This window comes from Rhodanobacter sp. Col0626, from assembly GCF_049994385.1.
Lineage (GTDB): Bacteria > Pseudomonadota > Gammaproteobacteria > Xanthomonadales > Rhodanobacteraceae > Rhodanobacter.
Genome location: NZ_CP188260.1, coordinates 2984473 through 3003734, shown reverse-complemented (window position 1 = coordinate 3003734; position 19262 = coordinate 2984473). Strand labels below are relative to the sequence as shown.

The 19262-nt window shown below is 64.8% G+C and carries 22 protein-coding genes; 10 read left to right on the top strand and 12 right to left on the bottom strand.

Going from position 1 to position 19262, the window contains the following annotated elements:
* Positions 1-47 precede the first annotated feature (47 nt).
* The 3 genes from ACPPVV_RS13045 to ACPPVV_RS13035 all read right to left on the bottom strand — a co-directional run bounded on the left by ACPPVV_RS13045 (position 48) and on the right by ACPPVV_RS13035 (position 2871).
* Positions 48-1544 (bottom strand): S10 family peptidase, encoded by a 1497-nt coding sequence (locus ACPPVV_RS13045; protein ID WP_426700319.1) that lies wholly within the window; start codon positions 1542-1544, stop codon positions 48-50.
* Positions 1545-1621: 77 nt separating this feature from the next.
* Positions 1622-2245, bottom strand: a complete 624-nt coding sequence (locus ACPPVV_RS13040; RefSeq protein ID WP_426700318.1) for an NADPH-dependent FMN reductase — start codon at positions 2243-2245, stop codon at positions 1622-1624.
* Positions 2246-2274: 29 nt separating this feature from the next.
* The gene (locus ACPPVV_RS13035; RefSeq protein ID WP_426700317.1) at positions 2275-2871 is read right to left on the bottom strand and encodes a LysE family translocator; all 597 of its coding nucleotides are present in this window, start codon (positions 2869-2871) and stop codon (positions 2275-2277) included.
* Between the two features lie 91 nt (positions 2872-2962).
* On the opposite strand from ACPPVV_RS13035, the gene ACPPVV_RS13030 reads away from it, so the two are divergent.
* Positions 2963-3874, top strand: coding sequence for a LysR substrate-binding domain-containing protein (locus ACPPVV_RS13030; protein WP_426700316.1), 912 nt, complete (start codon positions 2963-2965; stop codon positions 3872-3874).
* Here ACPPVV_RS13030 and trxC read toward each other — a convergent pair whose 3' ends face one another.
* The gene (trxC, locus tag ACPPVV_RS13025) at positions 3875-4318 is read right to left on the bottom strand and encodes a thioredoxin TrxC (RefSeq protein ID WP_426700315.1); all 444 of its coding nucleotides are present in this window, start codon (positions 4316-4318) and stop codon (positions 3875-3877) included.
* A 114-nt stretch (positions 4319-4432) separates the two neighbouring features.
* On the opposite strand from trxC, the gene ACPPVV_RS13020 reads away from it, so the two are divergent.
* Positions 4433-4906 (top strand): hypothetical protein, encoded by a 474-nt coding sequence (locus ACPPVV_RS13020; protein ID WP_426700314.1) that lies wholly within the window; start codon positions 4433-4435, stop codon positions 4904-4906.
* On the opposite strand, the gene ACPPVV_RS13015 is transcribed toward ACPPVV_RS13020, so the two are convergent.
* From ACPPVV_RS13015 to ACPPVV_RS12995, 5 genes are all read right to left on the bottom strand, one after another.
* Positions 4898-5830, bottom strand: coding sequence for a hypothetical protein (locus tag ACPPVV_RS13015; RefSeq protein WP_426700313.1), 933 nt, complete (start codon positions 5828-5830; stop codon positions 4898-4900). The genes ACPPVV_RS13020 and ACPPVV_RS13015 overlap by 9 nt on opposite strands.
* Positions 5831-5892: 62 nt before the next feature.
* Positions 5893-6033 (bottom strand): hypothetical protein, encoded by a 141-nt coding sequence (locus tag ACPPVV_RS13010; protein ID WP_426700312.1) that lies wholly within the window; start codon positions 6031-6033, stop codon positions 5893-5895.
* A gap of 231 nt (positions 6034-6264) precedes the next feature.
* Positions 6265-7158 (bottom strand): SH3 domain-containing protein, encoded by an 894-nt coding sequence (locus tag ACPPVV_RS13005; RefSeq protein WP_426700311.1) that lies wholly within the window; start codon positions 7156-7158, stop codon positions 6265-6267.
* Positions 7159-7263: 105 nt separating this feature from the next.
* Positions 7264-7866, bottom strand: coding sequence for a peptide-methionine (R)-S-oxide reductase MsrB (msrB, locus tag ACPPVV_RS13000; protein WP_426700310.1), 603 nt, complete (start codon positions 7864-7866; stop codon positions 7264-7266).
* Between the two features lie 33 nt (positions 7867-7899).
* Positions 7900-9621: a cytochrome c biogenesis protein DipZ gene (locus ACPPVV_RS12995; protein ID WP_426700309.1), complete on the bottom strand. Its 1722-nt coding sequence runs from the start codon at positions 9619-9621 to the stop codon at positions 7900-7902.
* A gap of 128 nt (positions 9622-9749) precedes the next feature.
* Here ACPPVV_RS12995 and ACPPVV_RS12990 point away from each other — a divergent pair, with 128 nt between their 5' ends.
* Positions 9750-10415 carry an RNA polymerase sigma factor gene (locus ACPPVV_RS12990; protein ID WP_426700308.1) on the top strand — a complete coding sequence of 222 codons (666 nt, stop codon included), beginning with the start codon at positions 9750-9752 and terminating at the stop codon, positions 10413-10415.
* Positions 10416-10420: 5 nt separating this feature from the next.
* Positions 10421-11074, top strand: coding sequence for an NrsF family protein (locus ACPPVV_RS12985; protein WP_426700307.1), 654 nt, complete (start codon positions 10421-10423; stop codon positions 11072-11074).
* A gap of 104 nt (positions 11075-11178) precedes the next feature.
* Here the strand turns inward: ACPPVV_RS12985 and ACPPVV_RS12980 are convergent, their stop codons facing one another.
* On the bottom strand, positions 11179-11661 hold the full coding sequence (locus ACPPVV_RS12980; protein WP_426700306.1) for a YajQ family cyclic di-GMP-binding protein: 483 nt from the start codon (positions 11659-11661) through the stop codon (positions 11179-11181).
* Positions 11662-11699: 38 nt separating this feature from the next.
* Here ACPPVV_RS12980 and ACPPVV_RS12975 point away from each other — a divergent pair, with 38 nt between their 5' ends.
* Both ACPPVV_RS12975 and ACPPVV_RS12970 read left to right on the top strand, forming a co-directional pair.
* The gene (locus tag ACPPVV_RS12975; protein WP_426700305.1) at positions 11700-12926 is read left to right on the top strand and encodes an NAD(P)/FAD-dependent oxidoreductase; all 1227 of its coding nucleotides are present in this window, start codon (positions 11700-11702) and stop codon (positions 12924-12926) included.
* A gap of 81 nt (positions 12927-13007) precedes the next feature.
* Positions 13008-13892, top strand: a complete 885-nt coding sequence (locus ACPPVV_RS12970; RefSeq protein WP_426700304.1) for an NAD(P)-dependent oxidoreductase — start codon at positions 13008-13010, stop codon at positions 13890-13892.
* A gap of 23 nt (positions 13893-13915) precedes the next feature.
* Here ACPPVV_RS12970 and ACPPVV_RS12965 read toward each other — a convergent pair whose 3' ends face one another.
* A complete protein-coding gene (locus tag ACPPVV_RS12965; RefSeq protein WP_426700303.1) occupies positions 13916-14800 on the bottom strand; it encodes a PhzF family phenazine biosynthesis protein in 885 nt (294 codons plus the stop codon).
* Positions 14801-14979: 179 nt separating this feature from the next.
* Here ACPPVV_RS12965 and ACPPVV_RS12960 point away from each other — a divergent pair, with 179 nt between their 5' ends.
* From ACPPVV_RS12960 to ACPPVV_RS12945, 4 genes are all read left to right on the top strand, one after another.
* A complete protein-coding gene (locus tag ACPPVV_RS12960; protein ID WP_426700302.1) occupies positions 14980-15588 on the top strand; it encodes a rhomboid family intramembrane serine protease in 609 nt (202 codons plus the stop codon).
* Positions 15589-15720: 132 nt separating this feature from the next.
* Positions 15721-16497: a histone H1-like repetitive region-containing protein gene (locus tag ACPPVV_RS12955; protein ID WP_426700301.1), complete on the top strand. Its 777-nt coding sequence runs from the start codon at positions 15721-15723 to the stop codon at positions 16495-16497.
* A gap of 119 nt (positions 16498-16616) precedes the next feature.
* Entirely contained in the window at positions 16617-17063 is a 447-nt protein-coding gene (locus tag ACPPVV_RS12950) for a hypothetical protein (protein ID WP_426700300.1), read from the top strand.
* Positions 17064-17157: 94 nt separating this feature from the next.
* Positions 17158-18213: an aminopeptidase gene (locus ACPPVV_RS12945; RefSeq protein WP_426703233.1), complete on the top strand. Its 1056-nt coding sequence runs from the start codon at positions 17158-17160 to the stop codon at positions 18211-18213.
* On the opposite strand, the gene ACPPVV_RS12940 is transcribed toward ACPPVV_RS12945, so the two are convergent.
* On the bottom strand, positions 18178-18990 hold the full coding sequence (locus tag ACPPVV_RS12940) for a c-type cytochrome (RefSeq protein ID WP_426700299.1): 813 nt from the start codon (positions 18988-18990) through the stop codon (positions 18178-18180). The genes ACPPVV_RS12945 and ACPPVV_RS12940 overlap by 36 nt on opposite strands.
* Positions 18991-19262: the final 272 nt, after the last annotated feature.

Below are 19262 nucleotides of genomic sequence, written 5' to 3'. Positions count from 1 at the left end.
GGCGGCGGATGATGCCGTCCTGCAACCTTCAGCCACATCGATCGTGACTATTTGACGCCGTACAGCGCACGCACGTCCGCGGTCAGCGCGGCCTGGCTGTCGGGTCGCGCGTAGAACATGTGGCCGCCGGGATATTCCTTCACCTGTACGCGGGTCGGGTCGCCCATCGCCGGCATCTGGTCGACGATCAGCACAGACGCCATGAACGGACAGGAGAGGTCATCCCAGCCGTGCGCGATCAGTACGCGCAGTCCGGGGTCGTTCGCCACCGCCTCTCGCAGCTGCGACACCGAGCCCTCGCGGGCGTCGTCGTCCTCATGCCAGAGCCTGCCCACGTCATAGCTCAGCGCGTTGTAGCGGCCGTCGTATTTCCATCCCACGGTTCGAGTGACAAAGTTGACCATGGCGCTGGTGGTCGGCGCGACGATGCCGTTGAGGATCGGGTCGCCCGTCTGCTGGTGCGGCGCGTACGGGAACGGGTCCCATGCGGTGACATTCGAATCGTAGCGGCTGCCCAGCCGGCCTTCGGCGCGGTACACCTCGCGCAGGTAGGCCTGGGTTTCCAGGCGGCCGCCGGAGCGCTTCACAAACAGGGGATCGAGCCCCGTCAGTTCGGTGACTTTCTTCACGACCCGATCGGTGGCTTGCGGATCGGCGCGGCCGCGCATCAGGTCGCTGGCGTATTCGCCACGGGTGTACTCGATGATCGGTGCCATCGCCGCCGCGCTGAGCTTGTGCTCGCGTTCCAGGTGCGCGGCAGCGATCGAGGGCAGCGTCTGCATCCACGGCAGGGGCGACACATTCTCGTCGTCCGACGCGGCCGGATCGAGATAGGGCGACAGCAGCACCACGCCGTTCATCGCCACGCCGAGCTGGGTTTGCAGGTAGTCGGTGATGCGCGGGCCGCGGAAGCCGCCGTAGCTCTCGCCGACCAGATACTTGCGTGAAGTCATGCGACCGTTCTTGAGCAGCCAGTCGTAGACGATGCGCGACAGGTATTTGATGTCGTTGTCGGTGCTGTAGAACTGTTTGGTCGCTTCCTTGTCGTCGACCAGCGCGCGGCTGAAGCCGGTACCGACCGGGTCGATGAAGACCAGGTCGGTGAAGCCCAGCCAGGTGCCGGGGTTGTCGTGCAGCGTGGCCGGGTCGGACGGGTTGTCGCCCTCGACGCCGAAGTTCACCTTCTTGGGGCCGATCGCACCGAGGTTCAGATAAACCGACGAGGCGCCCGGACCGCCATTGACCGCGAACGTGACCGGCCGATTCTTGCCGGCCACGGTGTAAGCGGTGAACACCACTTCGCCGGTGACATTGCCCTTTTCGTCGCGCACCGGCAACGAACCCACCGTGGCGGTGTACTTGATCGTGCGACCGTCCACCGTCGTCGATTGCGCCACGTGCGCATCATCCGGAAACGGCGGCAAGTGGAAGCCGTTATCGCTGGTCGCTTCCGATGCTGCCGCCGGTTTGTGTGTTGCCGCGAACGCGGGTGCGGCGAACAACACGAAGGTCGTCAGCAGGGCAGTTTGCAGGGTCTTGCGCACGTGTGGCTCCTCGCGGGCGAAAGGGCCAAGCCTAACCCTCCGCGCCAGCGCGGGAGTGTGCGTAAAGGCATGGTTGGCTAGGAAATCACGATCAAGGGTTCATGTTTGTCGATAGAGGGTGCCACGCGCGCCATCCATCGTTCGAATGCCAGCACGAAGCGCTGCAACGACTGCGTGGTGCCAGGATCGGACAGAAAGCCATCCTCATCGAAACGGGCGGCAGCGCCGGCCACGAACACGGTTGGCGTGGGCATCACCAGCGCGCCGCAGGTATGCAGCACCTGCCGCAACGAGGCCTGGGCCAGACGCGTGCCCCAAGGCCCGCCACTGGCGCCAAGCACGGCGACAGGTTTTTCCAGCAACACCTCGCCCTCCGGGCTTTCGCGCGACAGCCAGTCCAGCGCATTTTTCAGTACGCCGGGAATGGCGTGGTTGTATTCGGGCGTGGCGATGATCAGGCCATCCGCAGCGGCGATGGCCGCACGCAGTGCCCGTACGCCGGCGGGACCGGCCGGTTCGCGCTGCTCCATATCCTCGTCAAACAATGGCACCGACGACAGTGCGTCGAACACGTCCAGTTGCAGGGTCGGTGGCGCCTGCGTCGTGGCGGCATGCAGCAGGCGGCGGTTCCACGAGGCGCGGCGAAGACTGCCGGCGAGGCAAAGCACGGAGCGGGAAGCAGTCGGGTTGATCGTGTTCATTGGATTATTTCCTTGATCAAGGTCGGGTTTCAGGGCAGCAGAAAAACGGCGCAGGCCACCAGCAGGGCGCCCATGGCGGCGTCGACGGCACGACGAACCGTCGGCCGGACCAGCCAGCGCGCGAGCCATGCGCCGAGCGCCGCCCACAGCAACAGGCAGAGTGTGGGGATCAGCACGAACAGCCCCGCCAGCGGCAGGTAGCCGTGCAGGCCGACGGCTGGCACGGTTGCCAGTGCCGTCAACACCATTACCCAGCTTTTCGGGTTGAGGAACTGGAAGCCGACCAGCCCGACCGTGCCGGCGGGCAGAGCGTCTTCAGTCGTGCTCGAACCGGCGCGTGGCGTCGTCACACCGCGCATGAACAGCGTGATGCCGAGCGCTGCCAGATACAGCGCACCCATCACCGCGATCCAGCGCTGCAATGATGGATACGCCGCAAACAGGCTGCCCGCGCCCAGTGCGATGACCGCCAGCAACAACAGTCCGCCGAGCACGACACCGGCAATGGCCGGCAACGCACCACGCATGCCCGCTTGTCCAGCCGCACGCAGCACCACCAGGTTGTTGGGGCCGGGTGTGATGGCGGCAACGCCCAGCAGGCTGGCCAGGGTGAACAGGTGATCCATGAGGATGTCGTCCCAGCAATGGTCGAATGGATGGCATGATCAGGCCATTTTGTGGACTGTTCTGGCGCATTTATGGTCTAGAATTGCGACCATGAATGATCTTCCGTTGAACGCGTTGCGTGCTTTTGCCATGGTCTACGCACACGGCGGCGTACGCGCTGCCGCGCGTGAACTGGGCATGGCGCATTCCTCGGTGAGCCGTCACCTGGGCGAGCTGGACCGCTGGCTGGGCGTACCGCTGCTGCGTGCCTCGGCCGGACGCGGTGCACTGGTCTTCACGCCGCAAGGCGAGACACTGGGTCGGGCCGTGCTGGCTGGCCTGCGCGAGATCGAGCAGGCCGTGGCGATGGTGCGCGAGACGCGTCCGGCCCACGCAGTGACCTTGTCCACCTCGCCATCGTTCGCGATCCGCTGGCTACTGCCGCGATTGCCTGCGCTGGAAAAGGCGCATCCCAAACTGGAGTTGTCGGTACAGGTGGAGCAACGCCTGGACGTCATGGATGATGGTCGCGTCGACCTGGCCATACGGATGGGCCAAGGGCTATGGCCGACACTGCAGGTGGAGCCATTGATGGATGACGCGCTCTATCCGGTCATGAGTCCGGCGTTGTGGCAGGCCTCCGGTTGCCCATCGAAACCCGCGCAACTGGCCGGTCTGCGCCTGCTGCACGATCGCGATCCGCAGGCCGCCTGGGAGTGCTGGCGACAAGTGCATGGTCCGGTCCGGCTCGCCTTGCAGGGTGGTGCGCGCTACACCTCGTCCGACCTTGTATTGCGTGCGGCGATGCAGGGGCAGGGCGTGGCGCTGGCGCGTGACCGGTTGGCGGCGGACGACGTGGCGAACGGCAGCCTGTTGCGTCCATTCGGCGCACTCGATGTGCCGCTGGGAGCGTCGTACTGGATCGTGCGACCGCAGGCAAAGCCGCGTGCGGCGGTGGCCGCGGTGATCGACTGGCTGCGCTGGCAGGCGGCGGGTACACACCGGCCTGCCCACCCCCATTGATCAGCTGCGCGCCAGCGCAGCCTCGATGAATTGTTGCAACTGCGCGGCGCTGAGCGCGCCGGATTGGCGCGCGATCTCGCGACCCTGGCGGAACATGATCAAGGTGGGAATGCTGCGGATGCCCAAGCGCTGGGCGATCTGCGGCTGCGCCTCGGTGTCCAGCTTGCCCAGACGCAGGCGCGGCTCGAACCGGCTGGCGGCCTGCACGAACACCGGCGCAAAACCGAGGCACGGCCCACACCAGGGCGCCCAGAAATCCACCAGCACCGGCACGTCGCCGCGACCGGCGATCACGTCGAAATTTGCGGTCGTCAGATCCACCGGATGGCCGTCGAACAACGCCTGTTTGCAGCGGCCGCAGCTCGGGTTTTCACCGAGCCGTTCGGGCGGTACACGATTGAGCGCATTGCAGTGCGGGCAGGGGATGGTCAATGGAACGCTCATGACAGATTCCGATGGGATGGGGCACCAAGGGCATTCGCCTGAACCGATCAGGACATCGCCGGGGCCATTGCGACAAGATGGCGGTGCTCCTTTCCGAATCCAAGTCGACCGCCCATGCCGCATCGTCCATCTCAATCGTACGGACCGTTCGTTGGCCTGATCGCGTTGGGCATGGTGTGGACACTGCCTAACAGCGTGCTCGGCCTGTTGCTGGGCATCGCCGGGCTGCCGTTCGGCGCACGCCTGCGCTGGCAGCGACGCGAGCTGGCCCTGGTGGTCTATCGCTGGCCGCGTGGGGCCGGTGCGCTGACGCTGGGCAATGTGATCATCCATACCGGCGAAAAACTGGATGTGCCTTGCCTCACCTATGCGCACCGCGCCGGTCGCGTCGTCGAGCCACCGGTATCGCTGGCCGATCATGAGCGCGCGCACGTCTATCAGTACATGTTGCTCGGACCGTTGTTCCTGCCGCTGTATCTGCTGTGTGGCGGGATCAGCGTGCGCAACCGTTTCGAGCTTGCCGCGGATCGTTACGCGCGCCATGGCCACGGGTGGTGGCCATGGCGCGGTTGGGGCCCGTCAGCGTAGCGGCGTGCTGCGTGCGTAACGACGCAGGTGATAGACACGGTGCACATGGGATGCACCCAGCCAGCCGCCCAGCGCGGCAGCCAGCAACGACAGCAGGATGCTGAGGAACAGCACCCACATCGCCATCGCGGCATAGTGCGCGGCCTTGTCCGCCGCCGCTTTCAGCTTGGCCCTGGCTTCGCCGGCCTGGGTGGAAAGGTCCTGCACCGTGGCATCGATATCCGCCTGTGACATATCGGTGTTGGCTGCCAGCAACGCCTTGGCGGTGTCCGGGTGATCAGCCAGCAGGGCGGCGGTTACCGCACCGGTCGTACGGGGATCAAGGCGTGGTGCGCGCGCGACATGCATGTCCATGCTGCCTGCCTGCATGTCTGGCGTGGATGCAGCCGGAGCGGTCGTGTTGTCCGCATGCCGGATCCGCTGTGATAGCTGAGCCTGCAACAGGACGCTGGCGTCGTTGTCCATGCGATGCTCGCCATTGCCGCCGCCATGCCAGGCCATCGAATGTCCGTGCGCGCCGCCGCCCGCGGCGACCAGGTTGGCGCCGCTGCCGATGGCGCCGCCCATGCCCAACGCCAGCAGCAACCCGGATGCCGCGATCGACAGTCCCCAGACGGTGATGCCATGCATCACGCCAGTGGTCTGGTCGTCCCTGCCATCGAACCAGCTGGCGAACATGCCGCCGATCCACAGCGAGACCACCCAGGTCAGCACCAGCCACGCAGCGGTGCCGGTGCCGATGCCCTTGGCGGTGGCCGCCGCGTCGTTGGGATCGAAAGCGGTGAAGCCCATGGCCAGTCCGCCGACGTACATCAGGAAAGCGATGCCGACCGCTACCAGCCAACCGGCGATGATGGATCCCCAGCTCATCGATGGATGCACTACGTCCACCACCGTATTGCGTTCAATGTCTACCTGCGCCATGAGGTTCTCCTGCTTTGACTGCCGTATCGAGGGTGTTGTTTATCGGGCCGCCATGAGCGCCATCAGGTGCAGCCACGCAGCAGGAACAACACGACCAGGACCGGGACCGGAATGCCGATCAACCACAACAGCACCCAGCCGATACCGCCTTTCTGTTTTTGCCGGTCCATCTGCCGCCGATAAATTTCCATCACGGTTCTCATGGCAACCCTCCGTTATCTATGCCTGTGGCGCAGCCGACGAACGACGCCTGCGGGACACAGTGAAGCTGCTACGAAGGGCGTGGTAGCGATGTGATGAAGCGATCCATCGACATGGCTGCGCAGCACGATGCAAGAGACTTGTCGACATGACGTACACATAAAAGAAAACGGGCGGGAGGTTTTAGCCTCCCGCCCGTTTTTCATTGGCGAATCAAACGATCCCTTTATGACTCAGTGACCATGATGATCATCCTTCCCACGACTGGCCGGCTTTGCCTTGCCATTGCCCGATCGTGCCGGTGGAGCATGGCCGCCTGTGGGCGCGGCGTGATTCATCGGCGGTCGATTCTGTGGAGCAGGGCGGGCAGCTGGCGCGGGCCGGCTTGGTTGCATCGGCCGACTCGGCTGCGCCGGTCGTTGCGCTGCATGGCCAGGCTGTGGCGGCACGGTTGGGCGCGCAGTGGCGGGGCGCGTCGGACGAGCCGCACCATGTGGCGCGGCTGGCGCGGGTCGATTGCCCTGGACCGGACGTGGAGGCTGGTTGGGACGAGGCTGCATCGGCCGCGGCGGGGCTGGCGGGCGCGGCCGGTTTACCGGTGGGCGTCCATGGCCAGGGGTGCCGCCATGCATGGGCGGACGTCCGTGGCCCGGAGCGCCATGCGCCGGCGGTCGGTACGGGTGACGGATCGGTGGCGGCGGTGGACGGCGCACGATCGGGCGGTGATACCAGTGCGCGCGATCACGGTAGAACGGACGACTGCGGTAGTAGTTATCCCAGTAAGTGCCGATGACGAAGCTGACTATCGGTATGCCGATTTGCGCGCCATAGGCGGGCAACAACACGGGCTGATCCTGGTAGACATATTCGACGTAGTTGCCGGCGACCCAGCCACGGTTGCCGTAGACGATCACGTCACACCATTCCCAACCGTCGGTGCAACCTTGAACGTCGACGCCGGTACCGGCCGGGATCTGGTCGATCAGCGGATAACTCGTGTCGGGGCCGGCACGCAGGTTGACGTTGCCCGTGACGTAGCCGTCGGCGGCTTGCGCCAGTGCTGGAAACGCCAGTGACGCGGATGCGAGTGTCAGTGATGCAAGAGCAAACCGGACTAGATGTTTCATGCGGTGATCTCCAGCGGACGGGATGTCGACCGCAGTATATGCACGCGCCATGGGATCGTGTCGTCGTTTACGGGGACGGGTTATGTCCGGTACATCGCATTTGACTCAACTTTTCGTTCGCGCAACAAACCGCAACGCCACGGAGTTCATGCAGTAGCGCAGGCCGGTCGGTTGCGGGCCATCGTCGAACACATGGCCGAGGTGGCTGTCGCAACCGGCACAGCTGATGGCGGTGCGCTGCATGCCCAGCAGGTGGTCGCTGTGTTCGATCACATTGCGTCGCGCGATGGGCCGCCAGAAGCTGGGCCAGCCGGTGCCGGAATCGAATTCGGTCGCTGCGTTGTACAGTGCCGTGGCGCAGGCCATGCAGCGGAAAAGCCCCGGTACGGCGGGTCGCTCATGATCGCCGCTGAACGCTCGCTCGGTGTCGTCCAGCCGCATGACGGCGTAGGACGCCGGTGGCAGGCGTTGACGCCATTGCGTCTCGCTCAAGATCAATTTCGGAACCTGCTTCGTGCCGAGGTCGCGTCCGTCATCGCCGAAGATTTCCAGCAAGACATTGCCCGGCTTTCCAACCGGCGCGTTGGCTGCCGCATGCAGTCGCGGCACCAGCAGTCCGCCGCCAACGGCCAGCAAGGCGCCACCACTGAGCGCGGCGCGCAGGAAGCGGCGGCGATCCATCGCAAGGGTTTCATCAATACGTGACATGGCAACCTCCGGGGATATTTTCTGCAGGCCCGATCAGCCGAATGTGAAAGCGTATGCCTGCACACCAGGATCGAGGAAGGTGATCTCGAACAGCCGCTCGCCGCTACCGTTGGCCTGGCGCACCAACTGATACAGGCGCTGGCCGGTGATGGTGCCGTTGCCCTCGGCATCGGTATCCATGCCGTGGTCGGTGCCGGGTGGCTCGCCGTCGATGGTGACGCGGTAGCGCACTGGCTTGCCGTCGCTGGCCGGGCCGAGCACCAGATGCAGGTCGCGGCCGCGGAAGCGGTAGACGATGGCGCCGCCGGCCTTGTCCAGTTGCGCGTTCTCGCCGTGCACGTTCCAGCGGCCGTCGAGCGACCATTGATCGGCCGCCAGCGTGGTGGGTGCGTGGTAGTCGTTCACGTCATCGCGCGCCACCCGGCCGCCGACAAAGTTCTGTGCACGGGCGTAGCCGACATAGGTCTCCGGCGAGCGGGTGGGATCGTTCGATGCGGCCGCCTCGACGCCGCGATGGTCGTCGCTGACATAACCACCGGGCAGGTTCTTCTGACCGGCCTCGGTCAGCAGCTGGCGGATCACGTCCTCGCTTTCCTGGTAGTTGCCTTCGCCGAAATGGTGATGACGAATCTGTCCCTGCGTGTCGATGAAGTAATGCGCCGGCCAGTATTCGTTGTTGAAGCCTTTCCAGATGGCGTAGTCGTTATCCAGCGCGACCGGGTAATCGACTCCCAGATCCTTGACCGCCTTGGTGACGTTGGCTGGATCCTTCTCGAAGGCGAACTCCGGCGCGTGCACACCGATCACCACCAGGCCGTGATCCTTGTACTTGTCGGCCCAACCGCGAACGTAGGGGAGCGTACGGATGCAGTTGATGCAGGAGTACGTCCAGAAGTCGACGAGCACCACCTTGCCGCGCAGCGATTCGGTGGTCAACGGTGGGCTATTGAGCCATTGCGTGGCACCAGCCAGCGACGGCATCTGGCCTTCCACCGGCAGCGGTTCGCCCGCTTTCAACACCGGTTGCGGCGTCGGTGCCGGACGCACCGCGCTGATCAGCTTCTGCTCGATGCCTCCGGTGCTGGCCAGCGACACGCGGGTGAGCAGGCCGGTATCCAGGCCCAATGCGATCGCGGCGACGCCGCACAGCACCAGCACGCCAAGTACGCGCCGTACCCATTCACCGGCGCCGAGCGAACGCTTCATCAGGCCGAATACCTTGCCACCGATCAGCAAGGCCAGGCCGAGCGAGGTGGCCGCGCCGCCGGCGTAGGTGAGCAGCAGCAGGGTGGTCTGCACGCTGGCACCGTTCAACGCGGCGCCGGTCAGCAGCAAGCCCAGAATCGGTCCGGCGCAGGGTGCCCACAACAGGCCGGTGGCGACGCCGAGGCCGGCCGCACCCCAGATCGAATCGCTATCGCCGGCCGAACGCTGCGACAACCGGTTGCCCAGTGCCACGAACGGCCGGCTGATCCACTCGGCCAGATGGGTCGACAGCAGGGTCAGGCCGAGGAAGGCCAGGACCACCATGGCCACATAGCGGCCGTATTGGTTCGCGTGCACGGCCCAGCCGCCACCCAGCGCAGCCAGCGTGGCCACCGCGGAAAAGGTGATCGCCATACCCAGCAGCATCGGCAAGCCATTGCGCATGAACGGGCGGTCGGAGCGTGCGAACACGAATGGCAGCACCGGCAGGATGCACGGGCTGAGAATGGTCAGTACGCCGCCGAGGTAGGCGAGGATCAACACGAGCATGGAAGCATCATCCTGGGGGGGTGTCTGGGTATTCGCCGCCAGTCTGGCTGCAGTTACATTCAGGTACGAAGTAACGCCGGTGGCGGATGCGGCGAAGACATGCTGAAGGGTTCAGTTGTGGAGCGCACATGTCGCAAGTCTTGACCGCTACCGGTCTGATGGGTCTAGATAGTGGACTTTCCCTGTGGGCGAGTCTCGATCAGACCGTGTCAGCCGATATCACCGCGGCAGAAGATAGCGAATCGCCCGGCCAGCGCCGGGCGGCGTGGATGGCGGCTGCGCAGGCGGGCGACCGGCGCGCCTACGAGAAGCTGCTGGCCGATTCGATTGCGTTGATTCGTGCCGCGGCGCGGCGTCAGGGCGTGGTATCCGACCAGCTCGATGACGTGGTGCAGGAAACCCTGATTGCCGTACATCGGGTGCGCCATACCTATGATCCGGCCCGGTCCTACGATGCCTGGCTGGGCGCCATCGCCAGCCGCCGCGCGATCGACTCGCTGCGCAGCCGGGGCCGTCGCGCCAGCCACGAACTGCACGATGACTTCGTGCTCGACAGCTATCCCGATGCCAACGATGCCAGCGCCGTCACCGAAAACGATCAGCGCGCGCAGCGCCTGCGCGATGCGATCGCCGAGTTGCCGCCTGGTCAGCGCGAGGCAGTGGAGCAGCTCGGCTTGCGCGAGCGCTCGCTGAGCGAGGCCGCCGACTTGACCGGGCGCAAGACCGGCGCACTGAAAGTGAACCTGCATCGCGCGCTGAAGGCGCTACGCGAACACCTCCACGGAGAACCTTGAACAGCATGTCTGAGCCACGACCCTATGACGCATTGATCGATCGCCTGGGCACCGAACTGGTGCCGGTGCGTCGGTTGCTGCCGCCATGGCTGCGTACCGTCGGCTGGTTGCTGGCCGTGGCGGCGATCGGCGCCGTGCTGCTGATGCACTACGGCGCAGGCGGCATGATGCAGCGCTGGGACGCCACGCCGGATCTGGCATGGGCCGGCATCGGCGCGGTGATCACCACGATCAGCGCGGCATGGGCTGCGTTGGCGTTGGGTGTGCCTGGACGCCGCACGGTGTGGGCGTGGCTGCCGCTGCCCGGTGCGCTGCTGTGGATCGGCGCCAGCGGCCTTGGCTGCCTGCGCGACTGGGTCGCACCGGGCACCGAAATCGCCGCGGCGCATCAATCCGCCGATTGCCTGGTCTTCATCATCAGCTTCTCGATCCCGCTGTCCGCGCTGCTGATCGTGCTGCTGCGTCGCGCCTGTCCGCTGCGGCCGACGCTCACCGCGGTGCTGATCGGACTGGCCAGTGCCGCCGCCTCGGCCAGCCTGCTGGAAATCTGCCACGCGTTCGATTCCGCCGCGACGGATCTGCTGACGCATGCGCTGGCCGTAGGCGCGGTAGTGGCAGTCAACGCGGCGATGGGTGGCCGGTTGTTGTCGAGAACCTGACCACCGGTACCCAATGCTGCTCTTTGTGAGGGCGGCTTCAGCCGCCATGCTTTTCTTCCACATTTGCAGGGCATCGCGGCTGAAGCCGCTCCCACAGGGGGCGCTCAGTCGCGGAAATTGTCGAACTGCAGCGGCAACTCGACATCGGATTTGCGCAGCAAGGCCATCGCGTCCTGCAGGTCGTCCCGCTTCTTGCCACTGACGCGCAGCTTGTCGCCGTTGATCTGCGCCTCGACCTTGAGCTTGGCTGCCTTCAATTCGGCTACCAGCTTCTTGGCAACCGGCTGTTCGATGCCCTGCTTGACCGTGATCTTCTGGCGCGAGCCGCCCAGGTTGGTTTCCGGGTCGGCGACGTCCAGTGCGCGGATGTCGATTTTCCGCGCCGCCAGCCGGCCGCGCAGGATGTCCAGCATTTGCTGCAGCTGGAATTCACTCGGCGCGCTCTGGGTGATGACGAAGTCGTCCAGTGCGTACGACGCATCCTGACCCTTGAAGTCGAAGCGGGTGGACAGTTCGCGGTTGGCCTGGTCGACCGCATTGGTCAACTCGTGCTTGTCGACTTCGGAAATTACGTCAAAGGAAGGCATGGCGATGGCTCGATGGAGACGGCAGCCCAGTGTAAGCGATGCGACTGGGCGATAATGCGCGACCTGCAGCGCGAGGATGTCGATCCGTGAAAGTTGACGTGTTGATCATCGGCGCCGGCGCCGCCGGCCTGATGTGCGCGATCGCCGCCGGCCAGCGCGGACGCCGCGTGCTGGTGGTCGATCATGCCAACAAGGTCGGCAAGAAGATCCTGATGTCCGGCGGCGGACGCTGCAATTTCACCAACATGGGCGTGACGCCAGCCAATTACCTCTCGGCCAATCCGCACTTCGCCAAATCCGCGCTGGCGCGCTACACGCCGTGGGATTTCATCGCGCTGGTCGAGAAGCACGGCATCGCCTACCACGAGAAAGAGCTGGGCCAGCTGTTCTGCGACGACTCGTCGAAGCAGATCGTGCGCATGCTGCTGGACGAGTGCGGCGCGGCCGGCGTCACCGTGGAAGCGGACTGCGGCGTGCAGCGCGTACGCAAGACGTCGGGGGGGTTCAGTGTGCACACCGCGCGCGGCGAAGTGCACGCCGAGTCGCTGGTAGTCGCCTGCGGCGGCCTGTCGATTCCCAGCATGGGCGCCAGTGGTTTCGGCTACGAGCTGGCGCGCCAGTTCGGCCACAACGTGCTGCCCACCCGCGCCGGCTTGGTGCCGCTGACCCTGAGCGGCAAGCATCAGGAGCACTACCAGGACCTCGCCGGCGTGGCGTTGCCAATGGTGGAAACCCGCGTGGGCAAGCAGGGTTTTCGTGCCGGGCTGCTGTTCACCCATCGCGGCATCAGCGGTCCGGCGATCCTGCAGATTTCCTCGTACTGGCAATCCGGTGATGATCTGCGCATCGACCTGTTGCCGGATCTCGATGTTGGTGCGCACCTCGTCGACCAACGCACGGCGCGACCACTGGCGGAACTGAAAACCGTGCTTGGCGACGTGCTGCCGAAACGCCTTGCCCAACGCCTGTGCGAGCAGTGGTTCGAGAGCCGCCCGATGCGCCAGTACCGTGACGCCGAACTGACCGAGGTCGGCGCGCAGCTCAATGCCTGGCCGATCACCGCCAGCGGCACCGAAGGCTACCGCACCGCCGAAGTCACCCTGGGCGGCGTCGATACCGACGGCATTTCCTCGAGCACGATGCAGTCGAAGCTGGTGCCGGGCTTGTACTTCATCGGCGAAGTGGTCGACGTCACCGGCTGGCTCGGCGGTTACAACTTCCAGTGGGCGTGGGCCTCGGGGCAGGCGGCTGGCGAAGTCGCATGAGGTGGAGACACTCGGGCAATTTCGCATGATCTGAATATCCGGCGTGTTCCACTATGTGCCGGATCAGCAAGAGGAAACTGCATGAAAGTCGGATTTATCGGTCTCGGCGCCATGGGTAGCGCGATGGCCAGCAACCTGCTGACGGCGGGTCACACGTTGACGGTATGGAATCGTTCCGTCGCGCCCACCGGGCCCCTCGCTTCACTGGGTGCCAAGGTGGCGCGCACGGCCGATCGGGCTGCGCAGGGCGAGGTGCTTTGCAGCATGCTGGCGAACGATCAGGCGGCGCGCGAGGTGTTTCTCGAAGGCGGCCTGCTCGACGCGATGGACCCCGGCACCGTGCATGTGAACCACGCCACCATCTCGGTGGCACTGGCAAGGCAGCTGGTCGAGGAACACGAAAAACGCGGGTTGCAATACGTCGCCGCGCCGGTGTTCGGACGCCCGGACATCGCGGCTGCGGCAAAGCTGAATATCCTCGTGGCCGGCGCGCCCGCGGCGATCGAACGGGTGCGTCCGCTGCTCGAAGCGATGGGCAGCAGGCTGTGGCCCCTGGGCGACGCCCCGGAGCGCGCGAATGTCGCCAAGATCGCAGGCAACTTCATGCTGGCCAGTGCGATCGAGAGCATGGCCGAGGCCACTGCGCTGACGCGGGCCTACGGCGTCAGTGCAGCGGATTTCCTCGAGGTGATGACGAATACGCTGTTCGCCGCGCCGGCGTATCAGGGTTACGGAGCCCTGATTGCCGAGCAACGGTTCAAGCCCGCGGGGTTTGCCCTGCCACTGGGCTACAAGGATGTAGGGCTGGCCCTGGCCGCGGGTGAATCCGCACGCGTGCCGCTGCCGTTTGCCGGCGTGCTGCGTGACAGCCTGCTCGAGGCACTCGCTGCCGGCGACGAGGAACTCGACTGGTCGGCGCTGGCACTGGTGGCCGCGCGCCGCGCGCACCTGGATGAACGCAGCTGAGATCGAAGCGCCCGTGAATCCGGCTACTCGGGATTTACCCAGCTCAACGTGCCATCGATCACGGTGTGGCTGTGTCCGCCGACCCAGATCGTGTTGCCGTCGATCTGCACGACCAGCCGCGCGTCGTGACCGATCTCGCGACCCTGGCTGACGTGATAGCCATGAGCCAGCGAACCCTCGGGTTCGGCGTGAGCGATGTACGCGGCAATCAGGCCGTTGGCCGCACCGGAAGCGGGGTCTTCGACGATGCCGACACCCGCCGGAAACGCACGTACGGTCAGTTGCCGATCATTGGTCTGGCTGCGGGCGAACGTGCATAACCCCATGCTGTCGCTGGCGTGAGCGAGCGCGCCGATCGCGGCGTGGTCGGGTTGCCATGCGCGCAGGCTGGCCTCGCTCGCCATTTCGGCCAGCCACCAGCGGCGGCCGCCATCGACCAGGGCCGGCGGCAGTCCAGCCAGGTCGATGCCGGCGAGTGCGGCCGGCAGCAATGGATGCGCGTCACGACCGGTATCCAGTACGCGCTCGCCTGGCGACTGCAGCAGCAGCTCGCGACTGGCGCCGTGGCCTTCGACCCGGATCGGCAGCACGCCGGCGCCGCATTCCTGCCACAGCAGGCCGTCGCGCGGCTGGGTCAATCCGCACTCGAGCGCCGCATGCGCGCTGCCGATGCTGGGGTGTCCGGCGAACGGGATTTCCTTGTACGGCGTGAAGATGCGCACGCGGTAGCTCGCCTTCGGGTCGGTCGGCGGCAACAGGAAGGTGGTTTCTACCAGAGCGGTCCAGCGCGCGAAGCGCTGCATCGCCTCGGCGCTCCAGCCATCGGCGCCGATCACCACGCCAAGATGGTTGCCGCCGCCGAGGGTGGCGGCAAAGACGTCCAGATGCAGGTAGCGAAGCGGTGTCATGGGGACCCGTCGGGCCGCGCGCTGCCGCCCAAAGCAGCGAATGATAGCGATCCACGTTCGATCCGGGCAGTGATCTTTCGGAATATCGGCGCGGCGATGCGGCATGAGCGAGGGAATTCGACAAGTCGGAGGCGTAGCGCCAAGATGCCAAGCTTTGTTTACCTGCCGCGGAAGCGCTCATGCCGATTACCCTGGTCATCATCGCCATCACCTGCATCGTTTCGTTCATGGCGTTCAAGAACAGCCGCCTGATGAACGACCTGATCCTGTGGCCGCCGGCGATCACCCGGCAGCGGGAATATCACCGACTGGTGACGTACGGCGTGGTGCATGCGGATTTCAACCACCTGCTGTTCAACATGTTCACGCTGTACTTCTTCGGCCGGGCCATGGAGCCGTTCTTTGCAGATCGATTGGGCATGTTGGGCTTCGCGCTGTTCTATATCGGTGGCCTGGTGATTTCGATCCTGCCGACCTACCTTAAGAACCGGGCCAATCCGAACTACCGCAGCCTGGGCGCTTCGGGTGCGGTGTCGGCGGTGCTGTTCTCCTACATCCTGCTGGCGCCATGGTCGAAGATCATCGTGCTGGTGATCCCGATGCCCGCGATCGTCTACGCGGTGTTGTACACCGGCTATTCCATCTACATGGATCGGCGTGGACAGGGCAACATCAACCACAGCGCCCACCTGTGGGGGGCGGCGTACGGCGTGATCTTCACGATTCTCATGGATCCGAGGTTCCTGCCGCACTTCCTGTATGCGTTGACCCATCCCAGCTTTCGATAAGTCCGGCGGCAAATCCTGCGAGGCTATTTCGAGTAGTCGATGATGAACGGTTTGCGCAGCGCGTTATGCCGGTTGCGGCCGACGCGTGCATACTGGTGACGGTTCCATCGACCACCGCAGGAGAGTGAACGCATGGCTATGACACGCAAGTCGGCTGCGAAGAAGTCCGCGGCAAAGAAAGCACCCGCCAAAAAGGCGCCCATCCGCAAGACCGCCGCGAAGAAGTCCGCGGCGCGTGGCGCAACCAAGGCAGCACCGCGCAAGACGGCCACCAAAAAGGCCGCCGTGAAGAAGACGGCGGCCAGGAAGGCGGGCGTACGCAAACCGGCCGCGAAGAAAGTCGCGGCAAAGAAGGTTGCCGCGAAAAAAGTGACGGCAAGGAAAGCTGCAGCAAAGAAGCCAGTCGCCAGGAAGGCGGTGGCGAAGAAGGTCGCCGCAAGGAAAGTTGCGACCAAGAGGGCTGCAACCAAGAAAGTCGCAAACCGAAAGATGGCTGCGAAGAAGGTTGCCACCCGGAAGGCGCCGGCGAAGAAACCGTCGGCTGCCAAGGCCTTGGCCAAACGCCCGGTGAGCAAGCCGGCTGCCCGCAAGGTTGCCGCCAAGCCGGCAGCGAAGAAGCCTGCGTCGCCCGCCGTGCAGCGCAAACCGGCCGCCCGCAAGCGCGCCACGGTGGAAGCTCCGATCCAGCACATCAGCCAGGAAGACGCCGTAGCGAAGATCCAGGCCTTGCTGGAAGCCAAGCATGAGCGCGTGCGCCAGGGGCCTAGCTGGCCGGATGCGAATTCGCCACACCTGGCATCGAACGGGACCGAACTGCATCCGCCTGCCTCTGCCGATCCAGGCATTGCCGGTGGCGACGGTCGCGTGCTGGCGCCGCAGCGTGGTGAACAGGGCAAGCGTCGGGACTGATCTCCCGGCCACCGCACATGGCTGACGGTTAAACACCGATTGGCCATGCGCTGAAAACTCAGTACGCGTTCAACCATCGTGTTCCAGCATGATGGCGTCACTCCCTGTGGAGACGGATCATGAAACGCCTGATGGCCAGCTTCGCCCTGATCGCCGCTACAGCGGCGTTGTCGGGTTGTTATTACGACCCCGGGTACAGCTACGTGCGCAGTTCCGGCTACGGTGGCGATGCCTACTACGGCCAGGGCAGTAACGCCTATTACGTAGCGCCGAATTACTACGATGGTTACTACGGCAGCGGCTATTACGGCGGCTACGGCTGCTGTTATTCACCTGGCGTGAGCATTGGTATCAACAGCGGCTGGTATGGCGGTTCGCGGTACCGGGGGCGCGGTTATTACCGTGGCGGTTACCGTGGAAATGATGGTTACCACGGTGGTCACGGCGGCTATCAGGGGCACGGTGGGCATGGCCAGGGGCGACCGTCCTCGGGTGGTAGTCATTCAGGTGGTAGTGGTTCGCATGGTGGCGGCCGTGGGCATGGCGGCAATCACGATCACCACTAGGCGTCGCTGACGCTTCAGGCACAATCGCGGGATGTCCCGATTACGCTTTGTGTCTTCGCGCATCCGCTTCACAAGGCTCATCGTCGTCGTGACGGTGGGCCTTCTGCTATGCGCCTGCGGCAGCTTGCGTTATTACGTGCAGGCGGTGCATGGGCAGGGCGAACTCATCGTGCATCGACAAGCGGTGAGCAAGTTGCTGCGTGATCCTGCCACCGACCCCCAACTCGCCGCGCGCCTGCAACTGGCACAGCAGGCACGGCGCTTTGCCTCGCAGAGGCTGGCATTGCCGGACAACCGCAGCTATACCGGCTACGTCGAGCTGCGCCGCGCTTATGTGGTGTGGAACGTATTCGCCGCGCCACGCTACGCCGTGGACGCGGTGCCGCAGTGTTTTCCGGTCGCTGGTTGCGTGGCTTATCGCGGCTGGTTCCGCCAGGCCGATGCGGAGGCCGATGCCGCGCGGTTGCGGGCTCGTGGCGACGACGTCTGGGTCGGTGGCGTGCCGGCGTATTCCACACTGGGCTGGTTCGCCGATCCGATCCTGTCGAGCATGCTGCGCTGGGATGACGACCAGCTCGATGGCACGATTTTCCATGAACTGGCGCATCAGCTGATCTACGTGAAAGGCGACACGGCGTTCAACGAATCTTTCGCCAGTTTCGTGCAGGCCGAAGGTCTGCGCGAGTGGCGACGGTCCCGCGGCCTGCCATCGCAGGACGACCGCAGGCAGGCGATGGATGCCGGCTTTACCCGGTTGGTGCTGGATTTGCGTGCCCGCCTGAAAACCCTTTACACCAGCGGTAAGGATGAAGCGTCGATGGAACGCGGCAAACAGCGCGAGATCGAGGCGTTCCGTGCGCGTTACGTTCAATGGCAGGTAAGTCGTTGGCCGGACGATCACCGCTACGACGTCTGGGTGGCGGGGCCGATCAATAACGCCCGGTTGTTGCCATTCGGCTTGTATGACCAGTGGACGCCGGCGTTCGCCGTGTTGTTCCAGCAGGCAGGGCATCACTGGCCGGCGTTCTACGACAGCGTGCGCGGGTTGGCGCGCAAGTCGAAGATGGAGCGCGCCCGCGCATTGCAGGTTCTCCTGCAACCCGGACGAGATGCTTCAGTGTCCGGGCTTTCGTCCCGCCATGTGCCGTAGGTAGGCAAGCACGGCATCGAGGTCCGCATCGGACAAGGCTTGGCGGTCGAACCCCTGCATCTTCGCTTGCGGCCAGCGCCGCAGCGATTGCGGATCGCGGACGAAGGCGCGGAGCAGGTCGGCGCGCAAATATTCGGTGGGGTTGTGCGGAAAATTCAGATCCGGCCCGAGTTTCGCGTCGCCCTGCCCGTTGAGGGTGTGGCAGGCGAAGCAGGTGCGCTGGAACGCGGCGAAGCCACGACGCACCATACTGTCAGGCGGTAGCGACGGGTCTGGCAGGATCGCCGGAAAGCGCACGGCAACGTCGCGCAATTTGCGGATCGTTGCCAGCTGATACGGCCACTGCTCCGGGCCGACGTGGGCGGCCTGCGGTTGCGTCCACACCACGTAGAACGGGCCGGCGCCGCTGTGTTTGCCCGGCAACAATGGCCAGGGATGTGCCGGGTCCTCGATGGCCAGCCACGCTTCGCTGCCGCGCCTGTTCATCAGCACGTTGACAGGAATTTCCGCAGCGAAGCCGTCGCTGGCGACGAACTGCAGATGGTCGCCAGCGATGACGCCTTTCAACAACGCCACCAGTGGGATCGCGCGGTAATGCATGGTGCGGCGGAATGCCACATCGTTGGGCACGCTGACCATGCGTGCATCGGAGCGTTTCAATAGCGATTCGGTGCGGTAAACGGTGACGCCGCGGCCCAGGTCGATCTTCAGCTCGGCAGCCGACGTCGCTGACAACGCCAGGCACAACCATAGCAATGGCACTACGAGCAGCTTCATGGCGCGGTCCCGGCAAAAATGTAAAGAAAGTGTAGTTGCACGTCGACCTGTCGGCGAGCTGAACAAACATGACCGTGCACATTGAACTCACGACCCGACGGCCACACTAATCACACGTATCGCCGTGACGGCGACAAGAAGTGGCGCAGCACATCGTGTCACTGAGGGGTCGGCATTTCCTCCCCTGGATGCCACCTGACAAACCCCATCAGTCCTCCCCTGGCTGATGGGGTTTTTTTTGCGCGAAGATTTGCACGGCACTTTATGCATGG